Origin of the sequence: Salinispora fenicalii (genome assembly GCF_000514815.1) — a bacterium.
In the GTDB taxonomy this organism is placed as follows: domain Bacteria; phylum Actinomycetota; class Actinomycetes; order Mycobacteriales; family Micromonosporaceae; genus Micromonospora; species Micromonospora fenicalii.
The window spans coordinates 84,107-103,233 of record NZ_AZWQ01000009.1 but is presented as its reverse complement, the minus strand read 5'-3'; the positions used below and the strand labels follow the sequence as shown (position 1 = coordinate 103,233).

Here is a 19,127-nt window from a genome sequence, read left to right as displayed (position 1 = left end):
GTCCGCAGAACCCGACCGGGTCACGCTAGGCCGCGTAGATCAAAAAACTGGGCCGAACTCGGTTGGGTCATTCCACCCCGGATCGCCTGGCTTCGTCGCGGGGTAGAGCCACACCTGCCCACTCGCCGACGCGCCTGCAATCAGGGCGTCATACCCGTCCTGATCGGGGCGAATTGAGACGAGTTCGTCGCGTTCGGCCCAACCTCCGCTCGCGACTTCAACTCGGTCGTCGAAGCCGCCACCGGCCTTACCCGGATACAACCATAGTTTACCGGTGTCTTCCTCCACAGCCACCAAGTCGTCGTACGAGTCGTCGTTGAACTGGCCTCGCGCCAGAGCGCCAAGCGTGTTCCAGTTCGCGGTGTCGAGATCGACGCTCGTCGCCCAGGTGGCATTGCCGCGCCCTGCCCACATGCGCAGTTTGCCGGTATTCCTATCTACCGCCACGAGGTCGTCGTAGGCGTCGTCGTCGAAACGGCCAGCGGTGAGCCGCTCGTATCCATGCCAATCCCATCCGACAGGATCCGTGCCCTTGTAGCCCCAGTCGGTTCCGCTCTCCGTGCCCGGCCATAGCCAAAGGTCGCCGGTGCTGGAGTTGATGGCTAGCAGGTCGTCGTAGCTGTCCGCGTTGAACCGGCCCACCGCCAGATCCCGGTACCCGACCCAGCCGATACCCACCTGGATTCGGGGAGCCCACATGCCGGTGCCCGTGCCCGGGTAAAGCCAAAGTCGACCAGTACCCTTCTCGACGCCGATCAGGTCCGCGTACTCGTCGCGGGTGAACTCGCCGGTGACCGCTTCCAACAACCCGTGCGGCTGCAGTACTGGAACACGCCCGATCGGTGCTACCCGCTCACCAAGCAGGCCGCCAGCCACAGTGCCGGGGTAAAGCCAGAGCTGGTCGTGTTCGGTGGCGATCAGGTCGTCGTAACCGTCGGGATTGAGCTTGCCGGCTGCGAGCGAACCAAGTGCGCTACCGCCCCCGGCAATCGTAGTCTTCTGACCCCAGACTGCACCGCCAGCGGCGCTACCGGGATACATTAGGAGGTCACCGGTGTTTTTCGCCAACGCCACGATGTCATCGTAGCCGTCCCGATTGAAGCGGCCGACGACCAGTTCGGTGAGCCCTCCCCAGCCCTTACCAATTCGCGTTGACACACTGAAACCACCAGCGCCGTTGCCCGGCCACATCAGCAGTTCGTTCGTGGTACGCGCGACCGCTGCGATGTCGTCATGGCCATCCCGGTTGAACTTGCCAGCGACCAGGTCGGTTTTGCCTTGCCAACCACTGCCGACCTGCACCCGTTCTCCGAGCCCTCCGGCACCGTCGCCAGGGAACAGCCAGAGATTCTCGGTAGCGGTTTCAATGACGAGCAGGTCTTCGTTGGCGTCCCCGCCGAACTGGCCGACAGTAAAGTCGCGGTAGTCCGTCCAGATGACATCCGATCGGACCTGGATCCGGTCGTCCCAAAACCGGTCGGTGTCGGTCCCAGGGTAAAGCCAGAGCTTGCCGGTACCCGGCTCGACCGCCATCAGATCATCACGGCCGTCTCCCGTGAACTCTCCCGTGACCGTGTTGGTCAATGCATATGGCTGCAGGCGAGTACTCTCCCGGAACCAGTCGGCCAGATCATCGAGGCGAGTCTGGGTAGCATCGGTCCGGGTTTCGGTCTCACCGAGACAGCCACCTTGCCAACTGGTGTTGTTGATCGCAACGAGTTCGACGCCGGACTCAGTCTCACGAAACGCGGGCCCACCGCCGTCGCCCTTACAGATCGTTGCCGCAGCCGAGGTGCCGATGACCCCGATTGTCGTGGCTGCCACCTCGGAAACCGTAAAGGTAGCTGAATGCAAACGGTCGGGCACCCACTCGGTCGCAGTGCGACCATATCCGGTGACCCTCAGCGTTTCCTGCGCCAACGGCGCGACCGTCGACCATTCTACTGGCGTCACGCCAGCAACGGGCGCCGACAGCTCAACCAGCAGAACATTACGGGTCGGATGCGGAACTAGAGTCGTCACTCCGAGTCGGTGGCCCGCGTTGCCGGCGAGATTGGTTCGCCCAACCAGCACGCTGGTCGGGCGGCTGGGCGCAGCCTCAGCAGGCGCTGACCCTCCTTCGGCAAAACAGGATTTCGCTGTAACGACCCATCGACTGGCAACGAGAGCGCCAGTGCAGCTATGCAGCTCACCAAAGTTCACCTTGGCCGAAAAGGGATACCCCCCGTCAGGGACCTCTTCTCCGCCGGAGACTGCAGATACAGCGCCCCCCGTCAGCACACCAGCGGCCAGCCCGGCCACCAGCATGACGCCAACCCTGACCCGTAAGGATCTACTAAACAATTTCACTCCAAGCTATCCACTTACCGGCTAGATCATCGATCAACGGCACCCAGGATACGCTCAGCGAAAAGCACCTTACCTACGGTGAAGATGGAACAAATCACCCAGAGCAGAAATATTTAAAAAATGTTAAGATCAGCGGAAATTTATCTAGATTCACACCTAGCGTGTTGCCTCAATCAGTACATGGAGCTGGCGGCAACGAACGAGTCGACCGGCACGCCGGATGTCAAGTGAAACTAAGCAGGCGCAGGGCTTTCGCTCGCTCCACCCCAGGGCGACGGCATGACGCACTGCCGATAACGACAATATTCGCCCGAATTGCCCACTCTTGCAGCATGCTTCGATCAATGCCGTAGGCACAAACACGCAACCTCGATTAAGGCGAACCTGTCTTCGGGCGCACTCCCACCATGGGCAAGTTGCATAGATATCTACCGAATGGCCGGAGCTGCGATCCCTGCAGGGTGATGAGCGACCCGAACCTTAAGGCTGTCAAATGCTGGCCAACGTTGACCGTAAACGACTATCGACACCCGAAATAGGGCCAGCTCAGAGCCTTGATCAGGGCTCTGAGCTGGTGGGCGACGGACGAGTCGACCTGTACGCCGGATTCTGTGCGCGACACGAACCCGAGGGCACGCGCCGGCGGCGGTCATCCATCTCGGCCTGCCGTCACCGACAGGCTCCAGCGGCCTACCCGCAGACATCGGGCGGGCCGCCCTCGATCGCCTGCGCGGGTCGTCGTCTCAGCTGATGACGCCCCTTCTTGGCCTTGCTCCGGGTGGGGTTTACCGAGCCACCCCGGTCACCCGGGGTGCTGGTGGGCTCTTACCCCACCGTTTCACCCTTACCGCCCCCGTCCGGAGACGGCGGTCTGTTTTCTGTGGCACTGTCCCGCGGGTCACCCCGGGTTGCCGTTAGCAACCACCCTGCCCTGTGGAGTCCGGACGTTCCTCGACGACGGGCCGGAACCCGTCGACGCGACCGCCCGGTCGACTCGTCCGTCGCGCACTCATCCTAACGACGCCGTCGCCGCGCCCATTTCCGCCCCAACAGACCACACCAGCGCACACCGACGCGCCGCACCGGGCGCCGCGGAGTGGACGGGGCACCGCGGCGTACTAGCCTGCCTGACCATGCACATCGCCGACGCCGCGCTACTCGTCACCGCCGGCCTCACCGCCGGGACGGTCAACGCGGTAGCCGGTGGGGGATCGCTGATCACCTTCCCGGCGATGATCGCCGCCGGGTTGCCGCCCGTATCAGCGAACGTGAGCAACTCGGTGTCGGTCTTCCCGGGCTACGTGGCGAGCGTCGCGGGCAGCCGCGCAGAGCTGCCGCGTGGTCGGGAGCTGTTGCCTCTACTGCCCACCACCATCCTCGGTACGGTCGCCGGCACTGTGCTCCTGTTGGCCACGCCGGCCCGGGCGTTCGAGTTGGTCGTACCGTTTCTGGTGCTCGGGGCGACGGCGGTGCTGGCGTTCCAGGGGCCGCTACGCCGGTTCGTCGGGCACCCCCGCGACCGGTCGACACGCCACCGTACCGTCTGGGTCCAGACCATGGTTGCGCTCGCCGCGGTGTACGGCGGCTACTTCGGCGCGGCGCTGGGGGTGATGTTGGTGGCGGGCCTGGCGCTGGTGCTGGACGCCTCGCTGGTCCGGGTCAGCGCCATCAAGAACCTGCTCTCGGCGGTGGTCGGGCTCACCACGCTGGTGGTGTTCGCGCTGTTCGGGCCGGTGAACTGGGCGGCGGTTGCCGTGGTCGCACCGGCAACGCTGGTCGGTGGGTACGCGGGCGCGCGACTGCTCCCCCGGCTGCCACCGATGGTACTCAGAACGGTGATTGTGGTCTTCGGAACAGTCATCGGCCTGTACCTGCTCTGGCGGACCAGAAGCTGAATGGACCAGCCGCTGAGTAGGCCAGCGGCTGAGTAGGCCCGCAAGCCGGGGTTGATCAGCTGGACGGAAGGTGGGCGGTGTCGTTGACGGAGCGGACGGCCACTCCCCCGTCGGGCCACAGATCCACCACGGAGATGCCGGCCGCATCGAGGAACAGCCGATGCAGCAGCGTGTCTCCGCCCCCAAGAGCGTCCCGCAGAATCAGTTTGATCGGCGAGACGTGCGAGACCACCACGACGGTCTCCCCCGGGTACGCCTTCCGCAACTCGTCAACCGCCCGGCGGCTGCGCGTGGCGACTTCGGCGAATGACTCTCCGCCGGGCGGGGCGACCGTCGTGGCGGCGAGCCAGGCGTCCATCTCCCCGGCCCAGCGCTCCCGCACCTCCGCGAAGGTGCGGCCGTCCCAGACCCCGAAGTCACACTCGACGAGGTCGTCGTTGTCCCGGACCGGCTTTCCCCCGAGCGCCGCGGCGATGGCCCCGGCGGTGTCCCGGCACCGGCTCAGTGGGGAGCTGACCACGGCCGCGGCCGACGGGGCCAGCGCAGCCACCCGGTTGGCGGTGGCTTCGGCCTGGGCCCGGCCTTGGTCGGAGAGGGGCACGTCGACCCGGCCGGAGTAGCGGCGCTGTTCGGTGTACTCGGTTGCCCCGTGCCGGACGATAACCAGCCGGGTTGCGGTGAAGCTAGGCCGCGGCTCCCAGGAGGCGGGGGCGGTGGCCGGGTCGGTCCCGCTGGTACGGGCAGTGGCGGCGCGGGCCGCGGCCTCGCGGGCCGCCGCGCGGGCGGGCGAGTCAGCGGCGGCCACCGGTCGTGGCTCCTCGGCTGCTCGGGTCGCGGGCCGGGCTGGTGCTCCGGCGGCGGCGTCCATGGCGGCGTTGGCCAGGGCGTCGGCGTGTCGGTTGCGGTTTCGGGGGATCCAGGTGAACCGGACGGCGGCGAATTGGCCGACCAACCCGGCCGCCTGCGCGGCGAGCGGACGCAGGCCGGGGTTTTTGATCTGCCAACGGCCGCACATCTGCTCGACCACGAGCTTGGAGTCCAACCGGGCTTCCACCTCGGCGGCCCCCAGCTCGGCGGCGGCCTCCAGGCCGGCGATCAGGCCGCGGTACTCGGCGACGTTGTTGGTGGCGGTGCCGATCGCGGCGGAGCGTTCGGCAAGCACCTCACCGGTGTCGGGGTCACGGAGCACCGCGCCGTATCCGGCCGGACCGGGATTACCCCGAGATCCACCGTCGGCCTCGATGACGACCAACCGCGGCGCCACGACTACAGCCCGGACTCGTTGGTACGGATCATGATCCGGCGGCACTCCTCGCAGCGCACCACGTCGTCCGGATCCGCCGCCCGGATGCGGGCCCGGTCCGCGCCGGAGAGCTCCAGCCGGCACCCGCCGCAGCGACCAGCGGTAAGCAGGGCCGCGCCGAGTCCGCTCTCCGCCCGAATCCGGTCGTAGAGCGCGACCAGTTCACCGGGAAGGTCGGCGGCGAGGGGCTGGCGGGCGCCTCGCTTGAACTCCTCTTCCTTGGTGATCTCGCTCAGGCTGTCATTGTGGCGCTGCTCGACGGCATCCCGCTTCTCCCGGGCCTCGGTGATCCGCTTCTCGATCCCGGTCAGGACGCCCTGCGCGGTCTCCCGCTGCTCCATCAGCTCCAGTTCGGCGTCCTCGAGGTCGCCCTGGCGGCGGTTGAGGGAGGCCAACTCGTGCTGAAGCGCCTCCAACTCCCGGGCCGGGCCAACGCCGGCGGCAAGACGGTCTTCGTCCTTGCGCTTGCGGGCTCGCACCCGGTCAACGTCCTGTTCCAGCCGGTCGATGTCCCGGTCCAGGTCATCGATGGCCACCTGGGCACGGGCGCGTTCGTCCTCCAGCGCGGACAGCTCCCGGGCGAGGGCGTCCAGTTCGGCCCGCTCTGGCAGCGTCCGGCGGCGGTGCGCGAGTTGGGCGAGGGTGGTGTCGATCCCGGCCAGGTCGAGCAGGCGGCGCTGGACTAACGGTTCAGCCTTCACAGTCGGGCTCCTTGTCGTCCGCCGCGGGCGGGGCGGCGTGTACGGTCCACGGGTCAGTCTCCAGGTCGGACACGAGCGTCTCGACGCCCGTCGTCTCCCGCAGGGCGGCGGCCAGGTCGTCCAGCCACGGGCGTTCGGTCGCCCAGTGTGCGGCATCGAGCAGCGCCGGACCGCCGGTGGCCAGGTGCTCGCTGGTGGGGTGGTGCCGCAGGTCGGCGGTGAGGTACGCGTCGACCCCGGCGGTTGTCGCAGCGGCGAGGAAGCTGTCGCCCGATCCGCCACTGACGGCGAGCGTACGCACCGTGCGTTGCGGGTCACCGGCGGCGCGTACGCCCCAGGCGGTGGCCGGGAGCACGGCGGCGGCGTGCCGGGTCAGCTCGGCGAGGGTCATCGGCTCGGGTAGCTCACCGATGCGGCCGATCCCCCGGCCGGCGCCGTGTGCGGGTGCACCGACGGCGGGGGGCGCCAGCGGCCGTAGCCCGGTCAGCCCAAATCGGGCGGCCAGTGCATCGGAAACGCCCGGTGCGGCGACGTCCGCGTTAGTGTGCGCCACGTACAGCGCGACGTCGGCTTTGATCAGCTGGTGGACGATCCGCCCCTTATAGGTGGTTGGGGCGACCGACGACACCCCCCGCAGGAGCAGCGGGTGATGCGCCACGATCAGGTCGACCCGGGCGTCAATCGCCTCGGCGACCGTCTCCGGCACCACGTCCACCACGCAGAGCACCCGGCGGACCGGCGCATTCGGGTCGCCGAGGACCAGACCGACGCGGTCCCACTCCTGCGCCCACGCCGGTGGGTAGCGCCGCTCCAACTCGGTCACCACATCGGCGACGGTCGGCGGAAATTCGGGTGTCCTCACGGCGGGCCAGCTTACCGGCGCGGGTGGGGACAGAACGCGTCGCCACCCGGGCAGGCGGTCAGGCGACCCTGGTCGCCGCCGATGGTTCCGGCAACGCGGCGACCACCGCCTCCCAGGGAAAGGCGGGTAGGTGACGCTCACCGGATCCGGGTGGGTGCAGCGGGACGACGTGGTCGCCGAAGAGCACGGTGACGCCCCATTCGGAGAGCCGGCCGAGGGCTGCCTGGAACGCCGGGTGGGCGGCCATCGCCGCGTTGGTGAAGGGGACCGCGACCAGCGGCACCCCGCGGCCCGGCGCCTCCACGAGCAGGCCGAGGGGGAGGGTGTCGGCTATCCCCGCCGCCCACTTGGTGACCGTATTCACCGTGGCTGGGCAGACGATCATCGCGTCTGCCGGCGGCAGGACATCCGGGTCGCCCGGATTCTTGTAGTGGCTACGGACCGGGTAGCCGGTCTGTCGGACCAACGCCGGCCGGTCAACGAACTTGGCCCCGTCGGGGGTGGTGACGACGCAGACCTCCCACCCGGCCTGCTGGGCCAGTTCGACGAGCCGGCCGACTCGCCGGGCCAGCGGCGAACCGCAGGCGATCACGTAGAGAACCCGGCGCGCAGCGCTGCTCGGCTGCGACGTGGTCATCGAAGCGTCCACACTCATATCCCGACTCCCATGTGTTCAGCCAACTCCGCGATCGCGGCGGACGGGGTGCCACGGGTACGACGCAGGATGTCGGACATCACCTCGTGGGCGATGGGCCGGCAACGGATCTCTGACGGAGCGAGCCGGTCGCCTTGCAGCAGCATTTCACCGGCGTTCGCCACATCACCAACCTGTGCGTAGCCTCGGGCGATGTCGAGCAGATGGTGGGCGCGGCGCTCGGGTAGCAGGGCGTTGAACTCCGGCCCGATGCGCTGATGGACCTCCACTGCTCGGCCGCCGTCACCGAGCTCGACGGCCGCTGCGGCGCGGTGCAGCTCCACGTTGGTGGGCCCAAAGGAGGTCCAATAGTGGTTCTGGTCGCCGCCGAGCAGGGTGGCCGCCTCGTCGGCACCGTCCAGCAGGTCATCCACTGTGGCAGTGTCCCCGATCCGGGAGGCGGCCATCGCCCCTTGAAGCAGCAGCATGCCGTAGACCGACAGCCGATCCGGGGTAGCGTCGTTGTCACCGCCCGGGGCCAATCGGTTCGCGATTGCGACGTTCACCTCCAGGGCCGGGAAGGGGCGCCCCATCGCCACCAGGGCGTTACCGACCCGGGTGGTGGCGATACCGGCCAGGAGTGGATCGTCGGCCCGTTGGGCGACCGCCATTGCCCGGTCGGCGGCGAGCCATGCCAGGTCGCACTCCCCCAGCTTGCGCAGAACCGACGAGGCGATCTGGTAGACCTGCCCGAGCAGGTGCGCCGCCTCGCGGTTGTCGTCGCCGCCGAAGCCAGCGTCGGCCGCCTGAGCGTCCCGCAGCAGCTTGGGTAGCGAGCGAGTCAGCATCCCGTATCGGCCGTACTGATAGGTCAACCAGGCGTGGGTGACGGCCTTGCGCATGTCGGGCAGGGGCGGCGGGTACGGTGCCGCGCGGAAGTAGGCGCTCATCGCGTCGTACCGCTCCAGCGCTGCCCGAATCTCCTGCACCTCAGTCTGGTCGATGCAGTTCAGCGCGTCGGACCGCCGTTCCGGGTCCTTGCCGAGCAGTAGCTGCACGTCAACCCGGAGGGTGTCGGCGATCTCGTAGATCACGGAGAACTTGTCCAGCCGACGTACCCCCCGCTCAACCTTGTCCACCCAGCTCTTGGACTTACCCAGCCGGTCCGCGAAGACCTGCTGGGACATCTTGCGTCGCCCCCGCCAGTAGGCCACCCGACGCCCGATGGGTAGCTCGTCCATGTCCCATCCCTTCCTACGCATCCGTCCGACCGATTAGCCAGGTTTGTCGTGGGCGCGGCGCTTTGTTCAGATTTCTTCCGGTCGCACAGCATGTACGTCAGCTGATCAGCCGGCACTCCTAGCGTTCGTGCAAGTTGCATCGGCCGTTCGTCAACTCAACGATCGCGGGTCGAGGCAGTGACGGTGCTCGACAGATGCCACCGGCACGACCGGATCCGGCGAGGGGAGATGGCACATATGTGGGGGAATATCGGACCGCGGGTCGCCCAGCTATCGCCCCTGGAGCGAGTACGGCTGCGCCGCGTCGCCGTACGCTACGCGCTACACGGCTGGGAGGTGACCCCCGGCGCGTGCCTGGCCCGCAGCCGCTTCGTCTGCGGGCGGGCGGGCTGCCCCACCGTCGGCTGTCATCCTGCGCTGGTGGACTGGGAGCACTCCGCCAGCGCCGACCCGGCCCGGATCGCGACGTGGTGGCGCACCCGGCCGCACGGCGTTCTGCTACCCACCGGGCGGGCGTTCGACGTCCTGGAGGTGCCGGCCCACATCGGACGCGACATGCTCCTCGCGGTCCAGAACCACCCGGCCGGCCCAGGAGTACGTGGGCCGGTGCTGTCCACCCCCACCGGCCGATGGATGTTCCTGGTCCGACCCGGCGACCCACTTCGACCCGAACTTGAACACTGCTTCCACGTGGTACGGCACGGCCCGGGTTCGTGGATCCCCGCCCCACCGACGCGGCTACCCGAGGGGGCCGTGCGCTGGGTGGTCGCCCCGGAGCAGGCACGCTGGCAGCTCCCCGACTCGTACCTGATGCAGAACAGCCTGATCGCGGAGTTACGGGCGAGCGGGGTACCGCTGGCAGCGGAGCAGCTGGTCCCTGGCCACCTGCCGCTTCCTCGGCGGGGACGCTGACCGGCACGGCCATCGACGGACCTATCGCGCCCTCCGGACAGACGGCACAAAGAACACTTATCCGGACCAAAGCCCCATCGAGTTGGCCGCTGGCGCCGCGCCGCCCGTCGGAAAGTGTCAGCAGCAGGAGCGTGAGCCGCCACCGCAGCGGGTATGCCCGGCGAACCGCTGAACACGTGAGGGGAAGGCACATGCTCAGCAAAGAGGATCAGCGCAGGTTCGAGCAGATCACCCGCAACCTCCGGGAGAGCGACCCAGCATTCTTCGCCCGGCTGGACCATCGGGCGAAGGGCCACCGTGGCCGGTGGTTGATGCTGTTGACCATCGTGCTCTGGGCGGCGCTTCCGGCGACAACTGTGCTCGCCGGCCCGGTGGCTGGCGCGGTCTGCGCGGTGGTCCTGGTAGCCAACGCCGTGGTTATGTGGCGCTTCCGGCGCCGCTGGCTATGAGTCACCCGGCCTTCCGCCGCGGACAGTCAGTCGGTGCCCTGCTCGCCGAGCCGCCGATACGCCCGACGTAGTCGCTCCACCAGCCCAGGGCCACCGATGGCCGGGGCGGGCGCGCCGAGCTGCCGCAACAGCAACTCAGTCCCCGTCACCAACGTCGGCGGCCGGTCGGGCAGCGGAACCGGCGAGGACCAGAACCGATCCACCGCGTCGGCCAGCGACGCCGGCGGCAGACCCGCCACCGACCGCGCAGCACCAGTCACCGGCGCCGACGACACCTCGTCCGAGTCGGACCGTTCGGGTACGGCGGCGGCACCACCCCAGCGCACCCGCAGCCGGTCCAGCAGCTCGTCTCGACCCCGGCCGCGCCAGTGCAGCAGTGCGAACGGGTCCGCGTCGAACGCCTCGGCAAGAAGGTAGAAGGTCGCGGCGAGATGTTTGCACGGCACTGCGCCGTCGGGGCAGCTACACCACTGGCCCAGCTCGGCCAGGCCGGCGGGGAACAGCGGTGCACCAGCCGCGATGAAGAGCTCCTCCAGCTCAGCGGGGAGATCACCGGCGAGTAGGCGAGCACTGAAAAACGCCTGCGCGGCCAGCTCCTCCTCCACCCGGGACCAGAGGGTCGCCGGGAAGGGCGCCAGCGTGATCCGCACCTCGTACGGCCGGGGTCGCGAGCCCTGCACCGCGGCCGTCACCTCGCCCGGCGTCACCTCCAACCGCAGTACCTGCCCCGCCCGGGCGTACGACCGACCGCGGGTCAAGCGAGTGCCCAGCGCGAAGGACTCCAGCACCTCCAGGAACCGGCGGGACCACCAGGAGGTACCGATCGCGCCGCGGGTACTGCGCGCCCGCAGCCCACCGGCGACCCTGCGGGGTGGACCATAGTCGGCGAACCGGTCGGCCGGGCGGCCCGGCTTGGCGCTGCCGGTGGCGCGCGGGCTCACTCGGCCACCGCCCCGGCCTCCAGCTGGAACAGCTCCCGCAGCTGTGCTGTGGACAGCTCGGTCACCCATTGCTCACCCGCGCCCACCACCGTCGAGGCGAGCCGGCGCTTGTCGGCGATGAGTGCGGCAACCTTCTCCTCCACCGTGCCGGCGCAGACGAACTTTCGAACCTGAACGCGCCGTCGCTGCCCGATGCGGAACGCCCGGTCCGTGGCCTGGTCCTCCACCGCCGGATTCCACCAGCGGTCAACGTGCACGACATGATTGGCCGCAGTCAGGGTAAGGCCCGTACCACCGGCCTTCAGCGAGAGCACGAAGAGCGCGGGCCCGTCCGGGGACTGGAACCGGGTCACCATCGCGTCCCGGTCGGCCTTACCGACACCGCCGTGCAAGAACAGCGTCTCCTGTCCGAACCGCGCCGACAGGTGGCCGCGCAGCATGCCGCCGAACTCGGCGTACTGGGTGAAGAGCAGGGCCTTCTCGCCTGCGGCAAGCACCTCGTCAAGGATCTCCTCCAGCCGAGCCAGCTTGCCGGAGCGGCCGACCAGCGCCGAGTTGTCCCGCAGCAGGTGCGCCGGATGGTTACAGACCTGCTTGAGCCGGGTCATGGCGGCCAGCACGAGCCCACGCCGCTCGATACCCTCACTGGACTCGATCTGGGCCATCATGTCGTCCACCACCGCGCGGTAGAGGGCAGCCTGCTCCGCGGTCAGATTGCACACCACCTCCATCTCCAGCTTCTCGGGCAGGTCGGAGATGATCGAGGAGTCGGTCTTGAGTCGACGCAGCACGAACGGGCCGGTGATCCGGCGCAGTCGCTCGGCCGCCTCCGCATCGCCGTGCCGCTCGATCGGTTCGGCGTACCGCTTCTTGAACTCGGCGGCCGGACCAAGCAGACCGGGATTGGCGAACTGCATGATCGACCAGAGGTCGGCGAGCCGATTCTCCACCGGCGTGCCGGTGACCGCGATCCGATGTCGGGCCGGCAACGCGCGAACCGCCTCGGCTTGCCGGGTCGAGGCGTTCTTGATGGCCTGCGCCTCGTCCACCACCACCCGATGCCAGTCGACCCCGGCCAGCTCCCCCGCATCGCGGGCCGCCACCGTGTACGTGGTGAGGACCAGGTCCGCCCCCGCCACGGCCGCGGTGAACGCCGTTCCCCGGGCCCGCTCGGCGCCGTGATGCACATGGACCCGTACGCCGGGGGTGAAGGTCGCCGCCTCCCGCTGCCAGTTTCCGACCAGTGACATCGGACAGACCAACAGGGTCGGGCCGACGCCCGGTGGGTCGCCGGCGAGCAACGCGAGTAGCTGCACCGTCTTGCCGAGACCCATGTCGTCGGCGAGCACCCCGCCCAGGCCGAGGGACTGGAGGAACGACAACCAGGCCAGTCCTCGCCGCTGGTAGGGGCGGAGCACGCCGTGGAACGACGGGGCCGGGTCGACCGGGGTGAGCTGCCGCTCCACGGCTCCGGCAAGCAGGTCACCCAATGCACCGTCGGCCGCTACCTCAAGCACCGGCAGCGCGTCGGTAGCGGGGTCGGAGAGGCCCTGCCGCAGCAGGTCGCCGACGGTCAGCTCACCGGTTGAACGGAGCAGCCGCAGGCCGGCGGCGAGCCGCTTCGGGTCCAGCTCCACCCAGCGCCCACGCAGCTGGACCAACGGGGACTTCAGCGCGGCCAGCGACTCCAGCTCCTCGGCGGTCAGCGGATGGTCACCGAGGGAGACCTCCCAGCGGTAGTCGACCAGGGCATCCAGCCCCACCCCACCGCCCGCCCCGGCCACGGTGCCGGGGGCGGTGCGGCTCTGGGCCTGTAGTCGAGCGCCGAGCCGGGACGAGGGACGCCGCCACCACGAGGGCAGCAGCACCGCGAACCCGGCTGCGTGCAGCACCGGCGCGCCGTCGCGGAGAAAGCGGTGCGCGCCCACGGCGTCCAGCTCCAGCGCCTCGGGAGTGGCGGTGCGCAGGGCCGCGTTCAGCTCTGGCCAGAGCCGGCTGGCTCGCCCCAACTCGGCCAGCAGGGCCTCCGGCGGAGCGGCTGGGCCGGGCAAGTCCGCCGGCTCGTGCCAGATCCGTGCGGCGTCAACGTGCAGACCCGGCTGGTCAGCGGGCTGCAGGCCGAACTCGACCCGCCACGTGCCCTCAGCCGCGATCAGCCCGCCGGCCGCCGTCTCGGAGGACCCGTCCGTCGGCGGCTCCACCAGCCGGAAGCTGGCCCGGACCGAACCTCCCACCGCATCGCGCTGCCAGACGTCCAGCTCACCGCGCAGAGTGTCAAGCTCCGCCGAGTCGGCGGTAAAGTCACGACGCGGGCCGGTGAGCGCCGCCAGCCAGGCCGCAACCGCACCCCGCGGACGGGCTCCCCGGGTGAGGGAAGTCTCCGCGAGGGCGGCCCGTACGGCCGCGTCGGTGAGCGCGTCGAGCGCCTCGGCCACCAGCTCCCCGGGCTCCCCGACGACCGCCGTCGATCGCCTCGCACCCCGGGCCCGCAGCGACGCAGCACCATTGGTGGGCGTTTCCGGTCCACCAGCTACGGGTACTTCTGGTCCGCTTACGGCAAGCGGATCCGGAGCGACCTCGACGGCGGCGCGGGCCGCGGGCGGCAGGGCGAGGGCGAGGGCACGGGCCCACCCGGCGTCCGCACCGGTCAGCAACGGCCGCCACACCGCCCACGCGGCGCTGACGCGCTCCCCTGACGTCGGCGTGGACCGGGCCGGGACGGCTCGCCAGGCGCCCGTCCCTCGCCGCCGTGTCTCCGAAACCGGCCGCGGTTCACCACCAGGCTCCGGCCGTACGCCGGGCAGGACCCGACCGCGGGCGGCGAGGTCCACGGCGAAGGCCGCCAGCTCCGCGAGGTGACGCAGGGTGGCGCCGGGTACGGCGTCCGGTAGCGCACCGGCCGCGGTGATTTGAGAAAGCAGCGACAGGGCGGTGTCCGGGGCATACACCAGGGCCGGCACCCGCCACCCGGCCAACGTGACCGGGCCACGGAGCGGCTCGACCGGCGCGGTGCGGATCAGCTCCGGCGAGTCCAGCGGGGAACCAGCTCGGGTGGGCAGAGTGAGCAGCGCCGTGCCGGGCGCGGTCGGGTCGGCGACCTCGGCCAGGGCTGCGGCGAGCACGGGGTGACCGGCGGCGAACGGATGGGGTCGTTCGCGGGGCGCCCGCCCGGCCCGGCGCGGTGCCCGCGGCGGCGACGTGCTGTCCTCGGCCCAGATGGCGAGCCCGCTGCCGAGCCGCCACGACCCGTGGATAACCAGCACGCGATCTCCCCTCGTTGGCGCCCCAGCCCAGGATAGGCGGGGTGGCAGCGCGGCTCGGGACCGCTGTAGCAGACCCGCTCCTGACCCGTACCCGTTTCCTGGGGCCGACGCTTCCGCTCCGCCGGCACGCCGGTCGGGGCAGGATGGGCCCATGGCGCCAACCGTGGAGATTCCGCTGGCCGGTGGTTCGTCCGACGGGCAGACCGTGACCGTCGAACTGGACCCGAACGGTCGCCCACCGCTGACCCACCACCACCTCGGCGACGGCGGGCTCGCCGACGCCGAAATCTACGAGTTGGAGACGGTGGGGGGAGATGCCAGGAGGTGGCGCTACTGCTGGCGGGGTCCGGCGGTCTGACCGGCTCACCCGTCCACGGAGACCATCGACTGGGTCCGGAGACTATCCAGCACCGCGCGGGTCACCTTGGAGGTGCCCCGGGCCTCTTCGCACACCTCGGCGACCCGCCGGGCGGTGGCCTCGGCGCGCTGGTCCCGCTCGTCCCATAGCCGGTCGACCTCAGCTAGCAGCGGCCCCTCGACCTCCCGCTCCACCCCGCGTAGGGCGGGGACGCCGAGGCGCTGGGCCAGATCGAAGACCTTGCCGGCGTACGGCAGGGGAAGAAACGGGGTGTTCACCATCGCGGCGAAGATCAGAAAGTGCAGTCGCATGCCAACCGCCAGGTCAAAGTGGCGCATCAGGCCGAGCACCTGCTGGGGTGAGTAGCTGCCGTGCAGGATGCGTCCCCGCTCGGCGGCGACCATGTGCGACAACACGCCATGGGAGTGCCGGATATCGTCCCGCTCCATCGGGACGAAGAGGACATCAGCGTCGATTCGATGCACCAAGAAGTCACCGATCTGGGCTAGGAGCCGGTGGTAGCCGTCGACATCGAGCCGTTCGGCAGCCCGTCCCGGTTCCCGCACACTCATGCCGACCAGATGCCGACCCGCCGGCACTCCCTCCTCCCGAAGCAGGTGCACGGGAAAGTCCTCGGGCTCCAGTAGAAACGCCGGATCCGCGGTGACCGTGATCGGGTTGAGTAGCCCAGCCTCCTCCAGGAGCATCCGAGACTCCTGGTCCCGTACCGTGACCTGGGTCGCCCCGGCCAGCGTCTCGCGGACCATCCCGGTGTCCACGATCTCGCTGAGCGGGCCGACCCCCACCGCGTAGGTGAGCAACGGCAGGCCACGCTCCTGGGCAACCCGGACGACCCGCAGGTAACGCCGGGCCTCCTGGTCGTAGAGGATGCCGCCGCCCCCCAGGATGAGCAGATCAAGCTGGGCCAGCATCGGGGACGAGTCGGTGCGGCTCACCCCCTCCCACGGCACCGCCTCCACCTCCGGATGGGCCGCCCGGGTGTGATCGGGGTTGCGGGAGAAGACGATGATCCGCGCATTCGGCTCCTGCCCCCGCAGGTCGGCCAGGAGGCCGGTGAGGATCGCCTCGTCACCGAGGTTACGACCGCCGTAGGAGCCGAGCACACCGATGGTCAGACCGGCGCCAGCTGTCATCCGTCGCTCCTCCCGGGTACGTCCACGCGGATTTCCCGGTACGCCGAGGAACAGTCCTGCCCCGGCGGCGGATGAACCGTCGTCGGGCTGGGGTCGGCGTCAGCCGGGGGGACCCGTGGGGTGGGTGAGGAAGGGCAGCACCGCCGCCGGCAGGGCTGGGGACGAGAGGATGTCGTAGTGGGTGAGGCCGGGCAGCACCGCCAACCGGGCGGCCGACCGACCGGTGCCGTCCCAGCCGGCGTCCTTGTGACCGCCACCGAGCAGCCCGAAGAACTCCACCATGTGCGCGGTGGTCACCGAGTCCGCATCGGCGAAGACCAGCAACGTGGGCAGGACGAGGGCAGCAACCTCCGCCGACCAGTCGTACTCGCGCCGCAGCAGCTCCCCCGACTTCGCCCACAGCCGGGGCCAGTCCGCGGGCCGGGGCGCGACCTGGGTGTAGCGCTGATGCGCCGGCGTACCCCGCATCCGCTTCCCAGCCGCCTCGTCCTGCTGGGCCATCGCGGTGCGGGTCTCTCGATACCAGCCCTGCTGGCGGCACGGCGCGGAGACCACCACCAGCCGGCCGACCAGGTCCGGATGCTGGATCGCGGTACGCAGCCCCACCCCGCCGCCCAGCGAGTATCCGAGCACGTCAACCTCGGCCAAACCCAGCTGCGTGATCAACGCGGCGACGTCGTCGGCCAGTGACTCGTACCGGAGTGGACGGTTTACGTCGGCGGTACGCCCATGCCCCTGGAGATCCACCGCGAGGACGTTGCGCCGCTTCGTCAGGGTCGGCAGGAGCGGGGTGAACATCTCAGTCGACCCGAAGCCGCCGTGCAGCAACACCAGCGGGTGTCCGGTGCCGTGCCACTCGTACCACATTCGAAGCCCATTGACTTCGGCGTAGCTCACGGCACCCCTCCCGGCTTCCGGCAGCCCGCAGCACCGTGCATACCGTCGATCCTATTGCCCGGACGCCGCCGTCAGCTGACTCTTCCAGCTTTGTCGTGGAATCACATAACCCCGTTCCTACTGCTTGCCTGCGTACTGGCAGCTCTGGGGACGGAAGCGTCGTTGGGCGTCGTCTCGCCCGGAGCTGTTCGGCGCACCAGCCGCGAGCAGGGACGATGTAACGCGAACACACCTCGCGTTACTGGGTATGATCCGTAAATGACAGGCAGGCCGGAGGCGCTTAGTGGTCGGGAACGGCCAACACAATTGTTCAGCCGCAGAAAAATGATGACGCTGACCGGCGTCGGAACACTCGGTGGGCTAACCGTCCTCGCCGCGGCGAAGCTAGCCCCCGGGCAGGCCGACCGCAGCCCCCACAGAAACGGTTCTGCCTGGACCGAGCCGGTCGAAATCAGCGCCACCCCGGCACCACCGTCAGCAACGGCCACCGGCATGCTACCGCCCCGACAAGAGATCATCAGCCGGTACGGCGCCCAGACACCACACTACTGGGGATTACACCCGGAGAGTTCCTGGTCGACGTTTCCGACCGGCACCTCACTGGCCCGCGACTCCGCCTGCCTGACATTCGACGCATGCAGTGACAGCAGCGGTTACGACGAACGGTTGATCAACGCGCTGCGGGAGCACCACATACCGGCCACGCTGTTTGTCAACCAGCGCTGGGCAACCACTCATCGACAGGAATTCGAAAGCCTCGTGGCTGACCCCCTGTTCGAGATCGGCAATCACGGCAGCAATCATCGCCCACTGTCAGTTTCCGGTCGCTCCGCGTACGGAATCGCCGGCACGAAGAACGTTGCCGAGGTGTACGACGAAATCGCCGGAATGCACACGTGGATGGCCACCAACTACAACCTCCAACCAAAGTTCTTCCGCCCGGGAACAGCCCACGCCGACAACGTGGCCACGCAGGTGTCCCGGGCGATGGGCGAGTGGACCGTGATGTTCAGCGTCAACGGCGACTCCGGTGCCACCGCAGACGCTGACCAGGTCTACCAGCAGTTCCTGCAGCTCCGCCCCGGTGGAATCCTGCTGGCACACTTCAACCGCCCTGGGTCGGAGACAGCCGCCGGCGTCGAACGCGCGCTTCCGGTTCTCATTGCACGCGGCCTACGCTTCCGAAGACTCGACGAAGTGCTTCCTGCTACCACTTCTCCGGAGCAACCTCCTCCGTGGTGAACCGTCCGCACCAGCCCAGTCGCCGATGCCACGACGACATTCGTCATGGCACTCGCGCGGCACCCATCGACCGGCACCCGCTCACCCCTCGAAAGTCGTTCGCTCCGGTCGAGTGAGGGCGATTTCGCCCCACACGCCACCCCGCCGGGTGACGATCAGATGGATCCAGCGGGGGGCGGGGATGACGTGAAGCAGGCGGGTGGAGGGCCGAGACACCGGTATCGACGAGACAGTGAGATGTCCCGAAACACTGTCCGGGTGGAGGCCTTCAGCGACGCCGTGATCGCCGTCGCACTGACTCTGATGGCGGTGGAGCTGCTCCAGTTCACCCCAGATGGAACGGCCGACACAGACCTGGTGGCGAGACTCAAGGAGGAGTGGCGGGCCTTCCTCGCCTACGTCATCACCTTCGCCATCGTCGGCCAGATCTGGCTGGCCCACCACAACAGTTGGCGATACGTGGTCCGGATTGACCAAATGATGTTGGTGCTGAACCTGGTGATGCTGATGTTCGTGGCGGCCATCCCGTTCACGGCCAACCAGCTCTCGGACCACCTTCGCGGCAGCGATGTGGACCAGCAGTTGTCGGCCGCGATCTACGTCGGCGCCGTGCTCGGCGAAGCGCTGTTTTTCAACCTGGGCTGGTGGTGGGCGCGCTGGCGCGGCCTACTCAGCCCGGATCTCGATCCCCGGCTGGCGGCGTCGGTCTCCCGCCGGTACCTCATCCGCCCGCTGCTCTACCTGATCGCCTTCGCGATCGTCTTCATCAATCCGATCCTCAGCCTGCTGGCCTACCTACTGCTGGTGGCGATCTATTTGATCCGCGGCCCGGGCGACCTCCCACCTGCCGGACGGGCGGAAGACGAGTGCGGCTAGCCGCTGGGCGCGGAAAGTGACCTCCGGGCCGTCGTCAGTGCTGGTGGTAC

General features: G+C 69.1%; 16 protein-coding genes and 1 other RNA gene. 6 read left to right on the top strand and 11 right to left on the bottom strand.

The window, feature by feature from the left end; translation table 11 throughout:
- Nucleotides 1-39: 39 nt before the first annotated feature.
- Both B116_RS0102050 and rnpB read right to left on the bottom strand, forming a co-directional pair.
- Nucleotides 40-2,307, bottom strand: a complete 2,268-nt coding sequence (locus tag B116_RS0102050; protein ID WP_082312662.1) for an FG-GAP-like repeat-containing protein — start codon at nt 2,305-2,307, stop codon at nt 40-42.
- A gap of 624 nt (nt 2,308-2,931) precedes the next feature.
- Nucleotides 2,932-3,346: RNase P RNA component class A (gene rnpB / locus B116_RS25875), an RNA gene on the bottom strand.
- Between the two features lie 136 nt (nt 3,347-3,482).
- Between rnpB and B116_RS0102045 the strand changes: the two genes are divergently transcribed.
- The gene (locus tag B116_RS0102045) at nt 3,483-4,244 is read left to right on the top strand and encodes a sulfite exporter TauE/SafE family protein (protein WP_027659068.1); all 762 of its coding nucleotides are present in this window, start codon (nt 3,483-3,485) and stop codon (nt 4,242-4,244) included.
- Between the two features lie 55 nt (nt 4,245-4,299).
- Here B116_RS0102045 and B116_RS0102040 read toward each other — a convergent pair whose 3' ends face one another.
- The 5 genes from B116_RS0102040 to B116_RS0102020 are packed head-to-tail and all read right to left on the bottom strand — an operon-like array spanning nt 4,300 to nt 8,985.
- Nucleotides 4,300-5,508 (bottom strand): bifunctional RNase H/acid phosphatase, encoded by a 1,209-nt coding sequence (locus tag B116_RS0102040; RefSeq protein WP_027659067.1) that lies wholly within the window; start codon nt 5,506-5,508, stop codon nt 4,300-4,302.
- A gap of 2 nt (nt 5,509-5,510) precedes the next feature.
- Nucleotides 5,511-6,248, bottom strand: coding sequence for a zinc ribbon domain-containing protein (locus B116_RS0102035; protein WP_027659066.1), 738 nt, complete (start codon nt 6,246-6,248; stop codon nt 5,511-5,513).
- Nucleotides 6,238-7,110 (bottom strand): Nif3-like dinuclear metal center hexameric protein, encoded by an 873-nt coding sequence (locus tag B116_RS0102030; protein ID WP_033667243.1) that lies wholly within the window; start codon nt 7,108-7,110, stop codon nt 6,238-6,240. Before B116_RS0102030 ends, B116_RS0102035 begins: the two co-directional genes overlap by 11 nt.
- Nucleotides 7,111-7,168: 58 nt before the next feature.
- Nucleotides 7,169-7,765, bottom strand: a complete 597-nt coding sequence (locus B116_RS0102025) for a flavoprotein (RefSeq protein ID WP_027659064.1) — start codon at nt 7,763-7,765, stop codon at nt 7,169-7,171.
- Entirely contained in the window at nt 7,762-8,985 is a 1,224-nt protein-coding gene (locus tag B116_RS0102020; RefSeq protein WP_018721380.1) for a helix-turn-helix domain-containing protein, read from the bottom strand. The genes B116_RS0102025 and B116_RS0102020 overlap by 4 nt, the downstream gene beginning before the upstream one ends.
- A 228-nt stretch (nt 8,986-9,213) precedes the next feature.
- Between B116_RS0102020 and B116_RS0102015 the strand changes: the two genes are divergently transcribed.
- Both B116_RS0102015 and B116_RS0102010 read left to right on the top strand, forming a co-directional pair.
- Nucleotides 9,214-9,897, top strand: a complete 684-nt coding sequence (locus tag B116_RS0102015; protein WP_026321548.1) for a bifunctional DNA primase/polymerase — start codon at nt 9,214-9,216, stop codon at nt 9,895-9,897.
- A gap of 191 nt (nt 9,898-10,088) precedes the next feature.
- Complete coding sequence (locus B116_RS0102010) at nt 10,089-10,346, top strand: DUF3040 domain-containing protein (RefSeq protein WP_018721378.1); 258 nt, start codon at nt 10,089-10,091, stop codon at nt 10,344-10,346.
- Nucleotides 10,347-10,372: 26 nt separating this feature from the next.
- Here B116_RS0102010 and B116_RS0102005 read toward each other — a convergent pair whose 3' ends face one another.
- Together B116_RS0102005 and B116_RS0102000 are read right to left on the bottom strand one after the other, a co-directional pair.
- The gene (locus B116_RS0102005; protein ID WP_027659063.1) at nt 10,373-11,287 is read right to left on the bottom strand and encodes an SWIM zinc finger family protein; all 915 of its coding nucleotides are present in this window, start codon (nt 11,285-11,287) and stop codon (nt 10,373-10,375) included.
- Nucleotides 11,284-14,550, bottom strand: coding sequence for a DEAD/DEAH box helicase (locus B116_RS0102000; protein WP_027659062.1), 3,267 nt, complete (start codon nt 14,548-14,550; stop codon nt 11,284-11,286). The genes B116_RS0102005 and B116_RS0102000 overlap by 4 nt, the downstream gene beginning before the upstream one ends.
- A gap of 151 nt (nt 14,551-14,701) precedes the next feature.
- Between B116_RS0102000 and B116_RS0101995 the strand changes: the two genes are divergently transcribed.
- On the top strand, nt 14,702-14,908 hold the full coding sequence (locus tag B116_RS0101995; RefSeq protein WP_018216512.1) for a hypothetical protein: 207 nt from the start codon (nt 14,702-14,704) through the stop codon (nt 14,906-14,908).
- Between the two features lie 5 nt (nt 14,909-14,913).
- On the opposite strand, the gene B116_RS0101990 is transcribed toward B116_RS0101995, so the two are convergent.
- The gene (locus B116_RS0101990) at nt 14,914-16,062 is read right to left on the bottom strand and encodes a polysaccharide pyruvyl transferase family protein (protein ID WP_018721375.1); all 1,149 of its coding nucleotides are present in this window, start codon (nt 16,060-16,062) and stop codon (nt 14,914-14,916) included.
- A gap of 99 nt (nt 16,063-16,161) precedes the next feature.
- On the bottom strand, nt 16,162-16,959 hold the full coding sequence (locus B116_RS0101985; protein WP_026321547.1) for an alpha/beta fold hydrolase: 798 nt from the start codon (nt 16,957-16,959) through the stop codon (nt 16,162-16,164).
- A gap of 327 nt (nt 16,960-17,286) precedes the next feature.
- On the opposite strand from B116_RS0101985, the gene B116_RS0101980 reads away from it, so the two are divergent.
- Together B116_RS0101980 and B116_RS0101975 are read left to right on the top strand one after the other, a co-directional pair.
- Nucleotides 17,287-18,201: a polysaccharide deacetylase family protein gene (locus tag B116_RS0101980; protein WP_027659061.1), complete on the top strand. Its 915-nt coding sequence runs from the start codon at nt 17,287-17,289 to the stop codon at nt 18,199-18,201.
- Nucleotides 18,202-18,438: 237 nt separating this feature from the next.
- Nucleotides 18,439-19,077 carry a TMEM175 family protein gene (locus B116_RS0101975; protein ID WP_027659060.1) on the top strand — a complete coding sequence of 213 codons (639 nt, stop codon included), beginning with the start codon at nt 18,439-18,441 and terminating at the stop codon, nt 19,075-19,077.
- Nucleotides 19,078-19,127 lie beyond the last annotated feature (50 nt).